The organism is Candidatus Binataceae bacterium, from assembly GCA_035508495.1.
Classification (GTDB): Bacteria; Desulfobacterota; Binatia; order Binatales; family Binataceae; genus JASHPB01.
Window position 1 is genome coordinate 25,918 of sequence record DATJMX010000025.1, and the last position, 15,993, is coordinate 41,910.

At 61.7% G+C, this 15,993-nt stretch carries 10 protein-coding genes and 5 tRNA genes; all 15 read left to right on the forward strand.

Going from position 1 to position 15,993, the window contains the following annotated elements; translation table 11 throughout:
* The first annotated feature begins 19 nt into the window (after positions 1-19).
* The 15 genes from VMA09_08700 to rpoC all read left to right on the forward strand — a co-directional run bounded on the left by VMA09_08700 (position 20) and on the right by rpoC (position 15,891).
* Positions 20-3,271: a hypothetical protein gene (locus VMA09_08700; protein ID HUA33672.1), complete on the forward strand. Its 3,252-nt coding sequence runs from the start codon at positions 20-22 to the stop codon at positions 3,269-3,271.
* Positions 3,272-3,381: 110 nt separating this feature from the next.
* Positions 3,382-3,453 (forward strand) — tRNA-Thr (locus VMA09_08705).
* 40 nt (positions 3,454-3,493) lie between these two features.
* Positions 3,494-3,579, forward strand: a tRNA-Tyr gene (locus tag VMA09_08710).
* Between the two features lie 28 nt (positions 3,580-3,607).
* Positions 3,608-3,683, forward strand: a tRNA-Gly gene (locus tag VMA09_08715).
* Positions 3,684-3,727: 44 nt separating this feature from the next.
* Positions 3,728-3,800, forward strand: a tRNA-Thr gene (locus VMA09_08720).
* Between the two features lie 52 nt (positions 3,801-3,852).
* Positions 3,853-4,005 carry a 50S ribosomal protein L33 gene (rpmG, locus tag VMA09_08725; GenBank protein HUA33673.1) on the forward strand — a complete coding sequence of 51 codons (153 nt, stop codon included), beginning with the start codon at positions 3,853-3,855 and terminating at the stop codon, positions 4,003-4,005.
* Positions 4,006-4,027: 22 nt separating this feature from the next.
* Positions 4,028-4,104, forward strand: a tRNA-Trp gene (locus tag VMA09_08730).
* A 33-nt stretch (positions 4,105-4,137) separates the two neighbouring features.
* Positions 4,138-4,341, forward strand: a complete 204-nt coding sequence (secE, locus tag VMA09_08735; GenBank protein ID HUA33674.1) for a preprotein translocase subunit SecE — start codon at positions 4,138-4,140, stop codon at positions 4,339-4,341.
* Positions 4,342-4,389: 48 nt separating this feature from the next.
* On the forward strand, positions 4,390-4,956 hold the full coding sequence (gene nusG, locus VMA09_08740; GenBank protein HUA33675.1) for a transcription termination/antitermination protein NusG: 567 nt from the start codon (positions 4,390-4,392) through the stop codon (positions 4,954-4,956).
* A gap of 85 nt (positions 4,957-5,041) precedes the next feature.
* The gene (gene rplK / locus VMA09_08745) at positions 5,042-5,467 is read left to right on the forward strand and encodes a 50S ribosomal protein L11 (GenBank protein ID HUA33676.1); all 426 of its coding nucleotides are present in this window, start codon (positions 5,042-5,044) and stop codon (positions 5,465-5,467) included.
* A 13-nt stretch (positions 5,468-5,480) separates the two neighbouring features.
* Entirely contained in the window at positions 5,481-6,191 is a 711-nt protein-coding gene (rplA, locus tag VMA09_08750) for a 50S ribosomal protein L1 (protein ID HUA33677.1), read from the forward strand.
* Positions 6,192-6,207: 16 nt separating this feature from the next.
* Positions 6,208-6,786 carry a 50S ribosomal protein L10 gene (gene rplJ / locus VMA09_08755; GenBank protein ID HUA33678.1) on the forward strand — a complete coding sequence of 193 codons (579 nt, stop codon included), beginning with the start codon at positions 6,208-6,210 and terminating at the stop codon, positions 6,784-6,786.
* Between the two features lie 125 nt (positions 6,787-6,911).
* Entirely contained in the window at positions 6,912-7,304 is a 393-nt protein-coding gene (rplL, locus tag VMA09_08760; GenBank protein ID HUA33679.1) for a 50S ribosomal protein L7/L12, read from the forward strand.
* Between the two features lie 178 nt (positions 7,305-7,482).
* Positions 7,483-11,601: a DNA-directed RNA polymerase subunit beta gene (gene rpoB / locus VMA09_08765; protein HUA33680.1), complete on the forward strand. Its 4,119-nt coding sequence runs from the start codon at positions 7,483-7,485 to the stop codon at positions 11,599-11,601.
* 24 nt (positions 11,602-11,625) lie between these two features.
* A complete protein-coding gene (rpoC, locus tag VMA09_08770) occupies positions 11,626-15,891 on the forward strand; it encodes a DNA-directed RNA polymerase subunit beta' (protein ID HUA33681.1) in 4,266 nt (1,421 codons plus the stop codon).
* Positions 15,892-15,993: the final 102 nt, after the last annotated feature.

Here is a 15,993-nt window from a genome sequence, read left to right on the forward strand (position 1 = left end):
AAGAGCGTCGCGGAATTGCATGGAGGGACAGCGACCCAGTTTATTGTTCTTATGCATAGCCGCGATACTCGGCGGGACGTTCGCGGTCTCGCCGGGACGCGCGGCGTCGACCTCTGCTAACCCGGCAGCGGCCATTTCAGCGACTCGCGCTCAGGCGGCGTCCTCCGCGCCGGAGCATTCTGGGCTGGCTGAGGTCAACGAATATCTTTGTGGCGGCGATGCACCGGGATGCGCGGCGTATCAGGATGCCCGGGCCGGCAATTATTCGATCAATACGCTGGTCGCAATTGTTCCCGATCCGGTTGAGTCGGGGCTGCGCAGCGATTTCGATAACTCGATCGATTCGATTCAGCGCGCGGCCGGTATGGCGGGCTTTCTGCCCGATCGTTTTGATTTGCCTTGGGTTCCGTCTGCGACGAGCGATTCATCCGAGAGCCGCGTTAAGACTGGCCTTGGCGATGACGACAGCAATTCGGGCGGTGGCATCAAGCGGAATCCGGAGCGCGAGCCGGGTCTCATGCTGTTTCGCGACAAGAGCGGCCGCTCGCTGCTGCTGCTTTTCCTGATCGGCGAGACTCCCACCGCGGGGATTCATAAAACCGCGATGAGCCTCACGGCAGCGCAGATGTGCGCGCTCCGCGAGGAGTTTCCGCCGCGGCCGGATGGCGGCGGATTCAACTCGGGTTCCGTCAAAATCATGGGGCCGACGTATTCGGGCTCAGCCGAATCGCTTCAGCTTGCGATCACCGACGCGAGCGCCGTACTCAAGGCCTGCGGTCTCGATCGGATCGATATCGTTTCGGGCAGCGCGAGCGCCGTCAAGGCGCAAGACTTCACGAGCATACCGGGAGTCTCATTTCACGCCACGACGTTGCCAAGTGAATCCGAAATCAACACCCTGATGAACGCGTTCGAGGCCCGGCCCGGCGAATTTGCCTTGCTGAGCGAGGAGGGCACGAGCTTCGGCGAGGGATTGCGGCAGCGCAAGGAGGCGAGCTCGAAACCGCATCACGGGATGACCTACCTTGGCTTTCCGATCCATGTCGCGGAGCTCGAAAACGCCGCCGCCCAGGAGCAGCAGGCCGAGGCCGCGAGCGCGAGTATTCCGGGGATCGGTCATCAGGATCTGCTGCTCGTGAGTCCCGCGGAAAGCCGCCGCGACGTGGTGCCGCTTTACTCGAGCTCGACCCCCGCCGTGATCGATCTGATCCTCCAGGAGCTGTTGATCGCGCTTAAGGAGCCGCAAGTCCATTACGTCGTGATCGCGGCCACGGACGTGCAGGATTCGATCTACCTCGCGCAGCAGGTGCGCGCCGCGAATCCCAACGCGAAGATAATCGCCCTTAACTCGCATCTCCTGTATCTGCACAGCGAGTTCAACCCGACGTTGCGCGGGATGCTAGTCGCGTCGCCCTATCCGCTGTTCATCGAAGATCAGTTCTGGCACCCGGCCGCAGGTACCACGCGCCGCCCCATCCAATTTCCGTCCGATGAGGCCGAGGGCATCTACAACGCAACCCTGGCCCAGCTCGGCGCCGCCGCGGCGATGGTGGATTACGGATTGCCGGGGCGCTCGAACAAGCCGCCGCTCTGGATAAGCGTTGTCGGGCGCAACGGAATGTGGCCGATCGCGGCGGTCGATGTCGCCGATACGCAGGGCTACACCATCGAGGGTCCGCCGGCGCAGGATTTGGGTGCGCAACATGCGTTTATCACGCCCTGGACGATCCTGATATTTGCGGTGATTGTCGGCGGAGTCGGCTTCGCGATCCTGATGGCGAGCCTCGCGCTTATCTGGCCTGATCGATTGCCGGCTGGAATCGTCCAGTATGCCGGCGGCGCGGTGCTGCCCGAGCATCGCAGCGACCGCCGCGTCTACCAGCTCGAGGCGGCCGGGATCGCACTCGCATTGCTCGCCACGTTTGCGATCTACCTCCTCTTGCAAGGCAGCTGGCCCGGCACTTATCCCGCGACGTCGGTGGGCAACGACGCGGCGATTTGGCAGATGCGGGTCTTTCGCGCGACGCATCTTGGCAACGGCGTGTCGCCGCTGATGCCGGTGTTGCTGGCCTCGATCGCGGCGCTAATTCTGCTCGGCGCTGCAATTCGGCGGCGGGTCCTGATGGACACGCACCAGCTTCTGACGCCGTACCTGGGTTTTCAGACCGATTCGTTTGAGGGCGTCGAAGCTCTCGAGCAGCGCGTGCGGATTGCATTGGAGCGACCGCTGACGCGCTCGCTCGTTTGGTGGATCGTTGCCGGCGCCACGGCCGCCTTCTACGTCCTGGTCCTGCGCTCGTGGCAATACGAGCCGCTCGATGGAGGCTTCCTCGAATGGATGTATTTATCGCTGTCGTTGGTCGCCTACCTGTGTATCGTGCGCGCGATCTTCCGGCTCGTTGCGCTGTGGCTCGCGACGCGGCGCCTGCTGCATCGCATGTACTGGCATCCGAGCCGTGAGGGCTACGCCAGGCTGTACAGCGATATGCCGGGCGAGAAGGCGTCAACTATCGATCTGCTCTCGGCAACCGCGACGATGGTGCCGCTCGAGGCTGGACTCCACTACGCGCGCGCGATCGAAAAGTATCCGTGTGATGAGCATGCGGCCGGCGCCGTCGCATCGCGGCTGCGCGAGAGCCGTGCGCGGCTCGGCGACGCGATTTCTGACACGGAGCGCGGTGTTCGCAAGACGCTTGAAGCCAACGCGCAGGGCGAGTGGCGCGAGGAGATAAGGAAGCGGCGCGACGCCGAGCACGAGGCGGGTGCGATGAGCCGCGCGGTCGCTTATATCTGCGAGCCCGGATGGCGCGAGATCGATCCGGGCGCCGACGCGGCATGGGACAAGGAGCAGGAGCTGGTCGCCCTTGGGGAGGCATATGTCGCGACTCGGGTCGTCGATTTGCTGCGCGCCGTGATCCCGCATCTGAGGACGCTTGCGATCTCGTCCACGCTGGCGGTGCTGCTGATGCTGATGGCGGCGAGCTCGTATCCGTTCCCCTACGGCGACGACTTGTTGTGGTTTGGCTGGGCGCTCGTGATCGCCGGCGCTGGCTCGACGACCTGGATGTTCCTGTCGATGAACCGGGAGCGGGTTCTCAGCCTGATCTCAGGAACGACGCCGGGAGCGCTCAACTGGAACTCGACGCTGGTGCTGCAAATCGCGACTCATGCCCTGATACCGATCATGGTGCTGCTCGGGGCGGCATTCCCGGAGCGGCTGTCGCGGATCGCTGGATGGCTCGGCGGAATCCTCGGCGGAGGGCATGGCTAGCGCTCGGAACGGCGCGTCGGGGGGCAAATAATGCAAGAAATACACCCCTTATCGCGCCATGCTTGACAGTCTGGTATGCTGCGGATAGCTTTCTCCCTTTACCGTCGTTTGCCGATGTAGCTCAAAGGTAGAGCAACTGACTTGTAATCAGTAGGTTGCGAGTTCAATTCTCGCCATCGGCTTTCATCGGCAATGATACGGCTCGAGATTGGCCTGGTTCACGGAGAGGTACCCGAGTGGCCAAAGGGAGCAGACTGTAAATCTGCCGGCGATAGCCTACGGAGGTTCGAATCCTCCCCTCTCCACCAATTTGGCGATGGTTGACCGGCGAGGTGAGCGGGAATAGCTCAGTTGGTAGAGCGCGAGCCTTCCAAGCTCGGGGTCGCGGGTTCGAGTCCCGTTTCCCGCTCCAAACCAAGCCGGCTGAGACGCGAGAATGGCTCGACGAAAAACGATGCCCATGTAGCTCAGTCGGTAGAGCACTTCCTTGGTAAGGAAGAGGTCACGGGTTCGAATCCCGTCGTGGGCTTTGAAGCTTTCGTGTCGCGACGAGCGGCGCGCTACAATGATCAGGTAAGACGATGCGAGATTTAATCGGGTTGGCGTGCGACGGCTGCAAACGCCGCAACTACACCACCAGCAAAAACAAGAAGAAGCAGACGGACAAGTTTGCAATCAAAAAGTTTTGTCCGAGCTGCCGGACCCATACGGTTCACAAGGAAAGCAAGATTTAGGGCACGGATGGCCGCCTGCGGAGGGCCAGTAGCTCTAATTGGCAGAGCATCGGACTCCAAATCCGAGGGTTGCAGGTTCGAATCCTGCCTGACCCGCCACAAGTGGCCTAACCCTTGCTTTGAGAGCGAAAAATGGATAGCCTAAAGAGTTACCTCAATCAGGGCATCAGCTTTTTGAAGGAAGCGTGGATCGAGCTTTCGAAGGTCCACTACCCGTCGCCCAAGGAGACCATGCAGGCCACGGTCGTCGTGGTCGGACTGACGTTCGTAATGGCTCTGTGGCTCGGCCTGATTGATTACGTTGCCGTGCGCGCGGTCCGCCAGCTTTTAGGCTAGGACCGGCGAACGGCTGAAAGCATTTTTGAGAGCGACGCTCTAATTAGAATGGACGAAGCGGCAATCCAAACGAACGCGCCCGCCAATAAGAAGTGGTACGTGGTGCACACGTACTCGGGCTACGAGCATAAGGCCAAGGCCGCGCTCGAGGAGCGGGTGCGCTCGCTGCACATGGAAGAGAAGATCGGCGAGGTCCTGGTGCCGGTCGAACGCGTGCAGGAGCTCGGCAAGGGCGGCCAGCGCAAGATTTCCAATCGCAAGTTCTTCCCGGGCTATATCTTCGTCAACATGCAGCTCGACGAGGAAACCTGGCACGTTATCAAGAACACGCCCAAGATCACCGGCTTCGTCGGGCATTCGACCAACCCGCCCGAAGTGCCGGAATCCGAGGTCCGCGAGATCACGCAGCAGATGGAGGAGGGCGCGCTGCGCCCCAAGCCCAAGGTGCTGTTCGAGGTTGGCGAATCGGTCAAGGTAGTCGACGGTCCGTTCCAGGATTTCAACGGAACGGTCGAAGAAGTGAAGCCCGAAAAGGGCAAGGTGCGGGTACTGATCTCAATTTTCGGCCGCGCGACGCCGGTCGAACTCGATTTTGTGCAGGTAGAGAAAGCCTAGACGCGATAGCTCTAAGGCCGCTTGTGCGCCGCACTTCGGGCGCGGCAGGCGGCGTTTAGCCTCGCGAGCAGGAAACGGAAAGCAAGTGGCGAAAAAGGTAGTCGGTTCAATCAAGCTTCAAATCCCGGGCGGAGCGGCTAATCCCTCTCCTCCGGTCGGGCCCGCGCTCGGCCAGCGCGGCGTCAATATCATGGAGTTCTGCAAGGCGTTCAACGCCCAGACTCAAGCGATGCAGGGTCTGGTGATCCCGGTGATCGTCACGGTCTATGCCGACCGATCGTTCACTTTCATCACCAAGAGCCCGCCCGCGTCGGTCTTGCTTCTGAAAGCGGCCGGGCTCGACAAGGGCTCGCCGACGCCGAACAAGAACAAGGTCGGCAAAGTCTCGCGCAGCCAGGTCGAGGAAATCGCCAAGACCAAGATCAAGGACCTGACGGCCGCCGATCTCGCAGCTGCAGTGAAGACCGTCTCGGGCACGGCGCGCTCGATGGGTATCGACGTAATCGACTAGGGGAACCGCCAACATGGCAGGCAAGAAATACAGCGAAGCGGCCAAGAAGATCGATCGCGACAAGCATTACGGCCTCGAAGAAGCGATCCAGATCGTGGCCGACAATAAGGTCGCGAAGTTCGACGAGACCATCGAGATCGCGGTGCGCCTCGGTGTCGATCCACGTCAGGCTGATCAGAACGTCCGCGGCACCGTCGTGTTGCCTCACGGCACCGGCAGCGTGGCGCGCGTGCTCGTGGTCGCCAAGGGCGAGAAGGAGCGCGAAGCCAAAGAGGCGGGCGCTGACTTTGTCGGCGGCGACGAGATCATCAAAAAGATCCAGGAAGAGAACTGGCTCGACTTCGATCGCGTGATCGCGACGCCTGACATGATGGCGCAGGTCGGCCGTATCGGTAAGATTCTGGGCCCTCGCGGCCTGATGCCGAATCCCAAGGTCGGCACCGTTACCTTCGACGTGGCCAAGGCGGTCGGCGAGATCAAAGCCGGTAAGGTCGACTATCGCGTCGACAAGGCCGGCGTCGTTCATGCGCGAATCGGCAAGATGAGCTTCGGTACCGAGAAGCTCGGTGACAACGCGCGCGCGATCCTGACGGCGATCATTCGCTCGAAGCCCGCGAGCGCCAAGGGCAACTACATCAAGAGCGTCGCGCTGTCCTCGACGATGGGCCCCGGGGTCCGCATCGAGCCGGCTTCGGCGAACAAGGTCGTCGCGGCAGCGGCTTGATCGGCGGTAAAGGCAGATGAAGAAGCAGGACAAGACGGCACTGGTCGAGAAGCTCAACGATAGTTTCGGCCGCGCCAGTATCGCACTCATTTCGGAGTATCGCGGGATGACCGCGGGTGAATCGACCGAGATCCGCCGGCGCTTTCGCGCGGTGCGCGGCGAGATGCGCGTGGCGAAGAACACTCTGGTGCGGCGTGCGATCAAGGGCACGGCTTACGAGGGGCTCGACACCAATCTCGGCGGCCAGGTTGGGATTATCGTCAGCTATGACGATCCCGTCGAGCTCGCCAAGACCTTCAGCAACCTGCGCGAGTTCGGCGACAAGCTGAAACTGCGCGGCGGCGTGCTGGGCGGCAAAGCGATCACGGTCGAAGAAGTGCAGGCGCTGGCGACGATGCCGCCGCGTGAGGTGATCCTGGCGCAGTTGCTCGGGCTGTTGCAGGCTCCGGCGACACACCTGGTCAGGCTGCTCAACGAGCCCGGCACGGCACTCGCGCGGCTCATCGACGCGATTGGCAAGAAGAACGGCGGCGGCGAGGCGCCGGCTGCAGCGCAAGCTGCTGCGGAACCTGCGGCGGAGACGCCCGCATCGTAAGAGATGGATTTTGATTCGCGCGGCGGGTGTCGGAGCGCTCGCGGCCGCGGATGGATTGAATACGTTTTCGTCAATACTCATGGGGCGCTCCCACATCGTCCCGGGTGACTGAGGAGAGAAGGTAAATGTCAGAAGCACAGCTTAGCCGCGATCAGGTTAAGGATTACTTGAAGAACCTGAGCCTGCTCGATGCGGCGGCTCTGGTAAAAGAACTCGAAGAGGAACTCGGCGTATCCGCCGCGGCTCCCATGGCCGTCGCGGCGGCACCCGCAGGGGGTGCAGCGGCTCCAGCGGCCGCGGCTGAGCAGACCGAATTTACGGTCGTGCTCACCGGTTCGGGCGACAAGAAGATCCAGGTCATCAAGGTCGTCCGCGAAATCACGGGTCTTGGTCTCAAAGAGGCCAAGGATCTCGTCGATGGCGCGCCGAAGCCGGTCAAGGAAGGAATCGCCAAGGCCGAGGCCGAGGATATCAAGAAGAAGATTGAAGAAGCGGGCGGCAGTGTGGAGCTGAAGTAGGAGTCTTTTTGGCGTACGACTACCCTGACGAAGATCGCGGGCACGCTTGGATGTTGCGCGGTCTTCAGATGGAAAAATTTTTAGGATGCCGCGGGTGCGGGGGATATCCCTGCGCCCACGGCTTTTACCGCTCGATGGCCGGGCAGCATCCGTTGCTACGCCATAGCGAGGTTTTGTAATGGCTCAGACGCAGGTTACGAGCAATCTTCGTGTCCGCCGCAGTTTCGGCAAGATCAAGAAGATCATCGAGATCCCGAATCTTATCGAGATTCAGAAGCGCTCGTACGACGAGTTTCTGCAGGCCGGCGTATCCGCCGAAGATCGGCAGGACACGGGTCTGCAGGCAGTCTTCAAGTCGGTTTTCCCGATTAAAGATTTCAACGAGACCGCCTCGCTCGAATTCGTCGCCTACGATCTCGGCCAGCCCAAGTACGACGTCGAAGAATGCCATCAGCGCGGCATGACTTACGCCGCGCCGATCAAGGTGAAGATCCAGCTCGTTATCTGGGACGTTGAAGGCGGCCGCCGCCAGATCAAGAACGTCAAGGAGCAGGAAGTCTACTTCGGCGAGATCCCGCTCATGACCGGCAACGGCACCTTCATGGTGAACGGCACCGAGCGCGTCATCGTCTCGCAGCTCCATCGCTCGCCCGGAGTGTTCTTCGAGCACGACAAGGGCCGCACCCATTCCACGGGCAAGCTGCTCTACTCGGCCCGCGTCATTCCATACCGCGGAAGCTGGATCGATTTCGAATTCGATCCGCGCGACGTGCTCTACGTCCGTATCGATCGCCGCCGCAAGTTTCCGGCGACGGTGCTGCTGCGCGCGCTCGGGATGACGACCGAAGATCTTCTCAACTATTACTACAAGAAGGACGTTATCCTTCTCGACAAGCAGCAGTACGCCAAGCAGTTTATCCCCGAACAGCTTCTGGGCGCGCGCGTTTCGCGCGATGTGAAAGATCCCAAGAGCGGCGACGTGCTGGCGCGTGAAGGCCGCAAGTTCAACAAGGCCATCGTCCGCGCGCTCGAAGCGGCCAAGGTCAATGAAGTTCCGGTGGCGCTCGACGAAGTGGTAGGCCGCGTGTCGGCTCACGATATCGTCGATTCAAACACCGGCGAGGTGCTGGTCGCCGTCAACGACGAGCTGACCGAGGAGACCCTCGAGAAGCTCAAGACCGCCGGCGTCAAGAAAGTCGAAGTCCTGTTCACCGAGGACCTGCCCGGTGGCGGACCGCTGCGGCTGACGCTCGCGCAGGATAAGCTCGGCACGCCTGAAGAGGCGATGCTCGAAATCTATCGTCGGTTGCGTCCGGGCGATCCGCCCACGATGGACACGGCGACCACGTTCTTCAACAACCTGTTCTTCAATCCGGAGCGCTATGACCTGTCGCGCGTCGGACGCCTGAAGCTGAATCACAAGCTCAAGGTTGACGTTCCGCTCGAGCAGGGCACGCTGCGTCGCGAGGATATCCTCGAAGTCGTGCGCTACCTGATGGATCTCAAGAATGGTATCGGCCAGGTCGACGATATCGACCATCTCGGGAATCGCCGCGTGCGTGCGGTCGGCGAGCTGGTCGAGAACCAGTTCCGTATCGGCCTCGTGCGCATGGAGCGCGCGATCAAAGAGCGGATGAGCCTGCAGGACATCGAAACCCTGATGCCGCAGGAGCTGGTCAACTACAAGCCAGCCTCTGCCGTTATCAAGGAATTTTTCGGCTCGTCGCAGCTCTCGCAGTTCATGGACCAGACCAATCCGCTGTCGGAGATCGCGCACAAGCGGCGTCTCTCCGCACTCGGACCTGGAGGTCTTACGCGCGAGCGCGCGGGATTCGAAGTCCGCGACGTTCATCCGACGCATTACGGCCGGGTATGCCCGATTGAAACGCCCGAGGGTCCGAATATCGGACTAATCGCGGCGCTCTCGACGTATGCGCGAGTCAACGATTTCGGCTTTATCGAGACGCCATATCGCGAAGTCGAAAACAGCCGCGTCACCGATCGAATCCTCTACCTCTCCGCGCTGGACGAGGAAGACAAGGTCATCGCGCAGGCCAACGCTCCGATCGATGCGCACGGGCGCTTCCAGACCGAGCAAGTGTCGGCGCGAATCGGCGGCGAGTTCACGATGGCGCGCGCCGAGGATGTCCAATACATGGACGTGTCGCCCAACCAGCTCGTGTCGGTTGCGGCGTCACTTATCCCGTTCCTCGAAAACGACGACGCCAACCGCGCGCTCATGGGATCGAACATGCAGCGCCAGGCGGTTCCGCTGCTCAAGACCGACGCACCCCTGGTCGGCACCGGCCTCGAAGGCACCGTCGGCCGCGACTCGGGCGTCACTGTGGTCGCGCGGCGCGACGGTACGGTTGAGAGCGTCGATGCGGAGCGAATCGTCGTGCGCGCCGACAAGCAGAGCAAGGATTTGCGCGATGCGGGCGTTGATATCTACAACCTCATCAAGTATCAGCGCTCTAACCAGAACACCTGCATCAACCAGCGCCCGATCGTCGTCAAAGGCGAGCGCGTGAAGGCGGGCGACGTGCTGGCCGACGGTCCTTCGACCGACATGGGCGAGCTCGCGCTCGGCCGCAACGTGCTGGTCGCGTTCATGCCGTGGGGCGGTTACAACTTCGAAGACTCGATCCTGATTTCCGAGCGCGTCGTCAAGGAAGACCTCTTCACTTCGGTCCATATCGAGGAGTTCGAATGTATCGCGCGCGACACCAAGCTCGGGCCTGAAGAAATCACGCGCGATATTCCGAACGTCGGCGAAGAAGCGCTCAAGGATCTCGACACCAGCGGTATCATCCGAATCGGCGCCGAGGTTCGACCGGGCGATATCCTGGTCGGCAAGATCACGCCCAAAGGCGAGACGCAGCTCAGCCCCGAAGAAAAGCTGTTGCGTGCGATCTTCGGCGAGAAAGCGGGCGAAGTCCGCGACACCAGTCTGCGTGTGCCGCCGGGCGTCGAAGGCACCGTGATCGATGCGCGCGTGTTCTCGCGCCGCGGCGTCGCCAAGGATGAGCGCACGCAGGAAATCGAAGTGCTCGAGGCCGAGCGCTTGAAGCAGGACGAGGGCGAGGAAATCCGCATCATCCGCCAGGAAACGCTGCGCAAGCTGAAGCGGATCCTGGGCGGCAAGAAGCTCGCCGCGCGTATCATGTCTGATGACCCGAGCGATCGGCATCAGCTGTTCGCCAAGGGCGATCCGATCAGCGCGGAAGATATCGAAAACCTGACGCCCACGATGTGGAGTCTCGTCCGCGTCGAGAACGAAACCTCGCAGGCCGAAGCGCAGCAAGCGATCACTGCGATGACCTCCAACGTCGAGGCCGTGCAGAGCTACTACGGCCAGAAGGTCGAGCGCCTGAAGGCGGGCGACGAGCTCGCACCGGGCGTTATCAAGATGATCAAGGTGTTTGTCGCTATCAAGCGCCGCCTCCAGGTTGGCGACAAGATGGCGGGGCGGCATGGCAACAAGGGCGTGCTCTCACGAATCCTGCCCGAGGAAGATATGCCGTGTCTGGCCGACGGAACGCCGGTCGACATCGTGCTCAATCCGCTCGGCGTGCCCTCGCGGATGAACGTCGGCCAGATCCTCGAGACGCATCTCGGATGGGCGGCGCGTGAGCTTGGCCGCATAATCGAGCGTGATCTCAAGGCGGGCGTGACAGTCACCCAGATGAAGAAGCGGCTCAAGGAAGTCTATCCGGACAAGGAGAGCCACGAGTTCATCGACGACCTGCCTGATCCCGACGTGTTCAAACTCGCAGGAAAGGCGCTGGCGGGAGTTCATACCGCGTCACCCGTTTTCGACGGCGCGCGCGAAGAGGAAATTTTCCAGTTGCTCAAGCGCGCCGAGCTGCCCGAGAGCGGACAGGCGACGCTCTACGACGGCCGCACCGGACTCTCTTTCGAGCAGCCGGTCACGGTCGGCGTGATGTACATGATGAAATTGCATCACCTGGTCGAGGACAAGATCCACGCCCGCTCGACTGGCCCGTACAGCCTCGTCACCCAGCAGCCGCTGGGCGGTAAGGCGCAGTTCGGCGGTCAGCGGCTGGGAGAAATGGAAGTGTGGGCTCTCGAAGCTTACGGCGCCGCCTACACGCTCCAGGAGATGCTGACAGTTAAAAGCGACGACGTGGCGGGACGGACCAGGATGTACGAGGCGATCGTCAAGGGCGAGAACACGCTCGAGCCCGGACTACCGGAATCGTTCAACGTCATGGTCAAGGAACTACAGTCGTTGTGTCTGAATATGGAGCTGCTCGAGCAGCCGCAAAGGGCATAGGGGCCGAAGCCCAGGGAGTTATAGATGGAAGATCTCTTCGGCGTATTTGAGAAGCCCAAGAACCCGCTGGCGTTCAACGCGATCCGGATTTCGATCGCGTCGCCGGAAATGATCCGGTCGTGGTCGCATGGCGAGGTGAAGAAGCCCGAGACGATTAACTATCGCACGTTCAAGCCCGAACGCGACGGCTTGTTCTGCGCAAAGATTTTCGGGCCGACCAAGGACTACGAATGTAACTGCGGCAAGTACAAGCGCATGCGCCATCGCGGCGTCGTCTGCGAAAAGTGCGGCGTCGAAGTTATTCAGTCCAAGGTGCGGCGCGAGCGCATGGGTCATATCGACCTGGCCGCGCCCGTCGCGCACATCTGGTTCCTGCGCTCGCTGCCCTCGCGTATCGGCACCCTGCTCGACATGACGCTCAAGGAACTCGAAAAGGTTCTCTACTTCGAGTGCTACGTCGTGACCGACGCGGGCGAGACGCCGCTGCAATACAAAGAGCTCCTCACCGAGCGCAAGTATCGCGAGGCGCGCGAGCAGTATGCCGACGGCTTCAAGGCCGAGATGGGCGCCGAGGCCGTGCGCGGCCTGCTCGGTCAGCTCGGTCTCGATCAGCTCTCCGAAGAACTGCGCGCCGAGATGAAATCTACGGCGAGCGAGGCGCGGCGGAAAAAAGTCGCCAAGCGGCTCAAAGTCGTCAACGCGTTCCGCGAGTCGGGCAACAAGCCCGAGTGGATGATTCTCACGATCCTGCCGGTCATTCCGCCGGATCTGCGTCCTCTGGTTCCGCTCGACGGCGGCCGCTTTGCCACATCCGATCTCAACGATCTGTATCGCCGGGTTATCAACCGCAACAACCGGTTGAAGCGGCTTATCGAGCTGAACGCGCCCGACATCATTATCCGCAACGAAAAGCGGATGCTGCAGGAAGCGGTCGATGCGCTGTTCGATAACGGCCGCCGCGGCCGCGCGATCACGGGTCCGTCCAAGCGTCCGCTGAAGTCGCTCTCCGACATGCTCAAGGGCAAGTCGGGACGTTTCCGGCAGAACCTGCTCGGCAAGCGCGTCGATTACTCGGGCCGCTCGGTAATCGTCGTCGGCCCCGAGCTCCGGCTGCATCAGTGCGGACTGCCCAAGAAGATGGCGCTCGAGCTGTTCAAGCCGTTCATCTACAACAAGCTCGAGGAAAAGGGCTACGTCACGACCATCAAGAGCGCCAAGAAGATGGTCGAGAAAGAGGGCAAGGACGTTTGGGATATCCTCGACGAGGTTATCCGCGAGCATCCGGTGCTGCTCAACCGCGCGCCGACGCTGCATCGGCTTGGTATCCAGGCGTTCGAGCCGGTGCTGATCGAGGGCAAGGCCATCCAGCTTCATCCGCTGGTCTGCGTCGCCTACAACGCCGACTTCGACGGCGATCAGATGGCGGTGCACGTGCCGCTCTCGATCGAAGCGCAGGTCGAATCGCGCGCGCTCATGATGTCGACCAATAACATCCTGTCACCAGCGTCGGGCAAGCCGGTTATCGTGCCGACCCAGGACATGGTGCTGGGGCTCTATTACATGACGCGCGAGAAGCCGCTGGCGCAGGGCGACGGCAAGTTCTTCGCGAGCCCCGACGAAGTCCGGATCGCCTACGATCACGGCGAAGTCGATTTGCATGCGAAGGTAATCGTGCGCATGACGCCGCGGATGGCCGAAGGCGCCGAGACTGCCGCGCCCAACGGCAAGGGCAAGTCCAAGCAGCCGCCAGTTCCCGTCTACGAGCGTATTACGACGACGGTCGGCCGCGTGCTGCTCTATGAGATCGTTCCGGACGAGCTCCCCTTCGCCGAGGTCAACAAGACCATGAAGAAGAAGGAGCTCGGCAACCTGATCGATACCGTGTATCGCCGCTCCGGCAACAAATCGACGGTCATCTTCGCCGACCGCCTGAAGGATATCGGCTACGAGTTCGCGACCAAGGCCGGAATTTCCATCTCCATCAAGGACATGACGATTCCGAGCCAGAAGGCGCATCTGCTGGACAGCGCGCGCAAGGAAGTCAGCGAGATTCAGCAGCAGTACAACAACGGCGTGATCACCGACGGCGAGCGCTACAACAAGGTTGTCGACATCTGGGCCGACGTTCAGGACCAGATCGGCGGCGCCGTTATCAAAGGCCTCTCGACCCAGGTCTTCGGCAAGGACAAGGACGGCAAGGAAGTTTCGGGACCGTCATTCAATCCGATCTTCATCATGGCCGACTCCGGCGCGCGCGGCTCCGAGCAGCAGATACGTCAGCTCGCGGGACTGCGCGGTCTGATGGCGAAGCCGTCGGGCGAAATTATCGAGACGCCGATCACGGCGAACTTCCGCGAAGGTCTGACGGTCGGTGAGTACTTCACCTCGACCCACGGGGCGCGCAAAGGTCTCGCCGACACGGCGCTCAAAACCGCCAACTCAGGTTACCTGACGCGGCGGCTGGTTGACGTGGCGCAGGACTCGATTATCACCGAGGACGATTGCGGCACGCTCGACGGTATCGACATGGCGCCGCTGGTCGAGGGCGGCGAGATCATCGAGGCACTCGGCGACCGCGTGCTGGGACGCGTCGCGCTCGAAGAGGTGCGCGATCCGTTCACCGGCGAAGTGCTGGTCAGCGCCAACGAGATGATCGACGAGGACAAGGTGCGGCGTATCGAGGACGGCGGCGTCGAGCGGACCAAGATCCGGTCGGTGCTCACCTGCCAGTCGCGCCAGGGCGTATGCGTGAAATGCTACGGCCGCGATCTCGGCCGTGGACACCAGGTTAACCTCGGCGAAGCGATCGGAATTATTGCCGCGCAGTCGATCGGCGAGCCTGGCACGCAGCTCACGATGCGGACCTTCCATATCGGCGGTACCGCGAGCCGGCGCGCCGAGCAGACCACGCTCGAAGTGCGCAACGAAGGTGTCGTGCGCCTGCACGGCGTCAACCTCGTCGAAGTGAAGAACGCCGAGGAGGCCAAGGGCGGCCGCAAGACCTGGGTTGTGATGTCGCGGCACGGCGAAGTCGTGATCGCGGCGCGCGTCAAGGGCGAAGACGGAGTGACGCGCGAGCGCGAGCGCGAGCGCTATCCACTGGTTTACGGCGCCAAGCTCTACAAGCACGAAGGCGACGACGTGTCGGCCAACGAGCTTATCGCCGAATGGGATCCGTACACGACGCCGATCATCACCGAAGTCCCCGGTATCGCGAAGTACGGCGATATCGCCGAGGGCAAAACGATGGAGGAACGCGTCGATGAACGCACCGGCGCGCGTTCCAACGTTATCGTCGAGTTCAAGGATCTCGACGCGCGCCCGCGTATCTCGATCAAGGACGAGACCAACAAGACTGCCAAGCTGCCCAACTCGAACAACGTTGCGCGATACTTCCTGCCCGTCGGGGCCTATATCAACATCCCTGAGGGCACTCCCGTCAAAGCGGGAGACATCCTGGCCAAGATCCCGCGCGAAACGACCAAGACCAAGGACATCACCGGTGGTCTGCCGCGCGTCGCGGAGTTGTTCGAAGCGCGCAAGCCCAAGGAGTTCGCTGTCATCTCGGAAATCGACGGCCAGGTCTCCTTCGGCAAGGATACCAAGGGCAAGCGCAAGGTCGTCGTGACGCCCGAAGTCGGCGAACCGCGCGAGTACCTGATCCCCAAGGGCAAGCATATCGGCGTTCACGAGGGCGACATGATCAAGGCCGGCGAGCCTCTGATGGAAGGCTCGTCGAATCCGCATGACATCCTGACGATCCTCGGCGAGAAGGCGCTGGCGAAGTACCTGGTCGATGAAATCCAGGAGATCTACCGCCTCCAGGGCGTGCGTATCAACGACAAGCACATCGAAGTGATCGTGCGGCAGATGCTGCGTCGCGTCCGAATCAAGGAAGTGGGTGACACCGATTTCCTGGTCGGCGACCAGGTCGAGAAGTGGCGCTTCGACGAAGAGAATGGACGCGTGTTGACCAAGGGTGGCGAGCCCGCGATTGCGGAACCGCTTCTCCTCGGTATCACGAAGGCGTCGCTCTCGACGGAGAGCTTCATCTCGGCGGCGTCGTTCCAGGAAACTACGCGCGTGCTGACTGAGTCGGCGATCAATGGCAAGATAGACCGTCTCGTTGGACTCAAGGAGAACGTGATCATGGGCCGGTTGATACCGGCGGGCACGGGACTCCCGAGCTACAACCAGATGGTGGTGAAGGTCGAAGGGTCCGAGCAGGCGGAAGATCTCGAAAAAACTGAGCTTCCGGCCGCCGTGGCTCCGGGTGGCGCCGGGCGGTGATTGACAGCCGCCCTGCCGTACCGTAGATATACTGTTTCCCCCAAGGGCGCTTCTGCCCTTGGGGGGTTTGTTTGAACAACCGCGCCCTTACCTAAGCAAAGC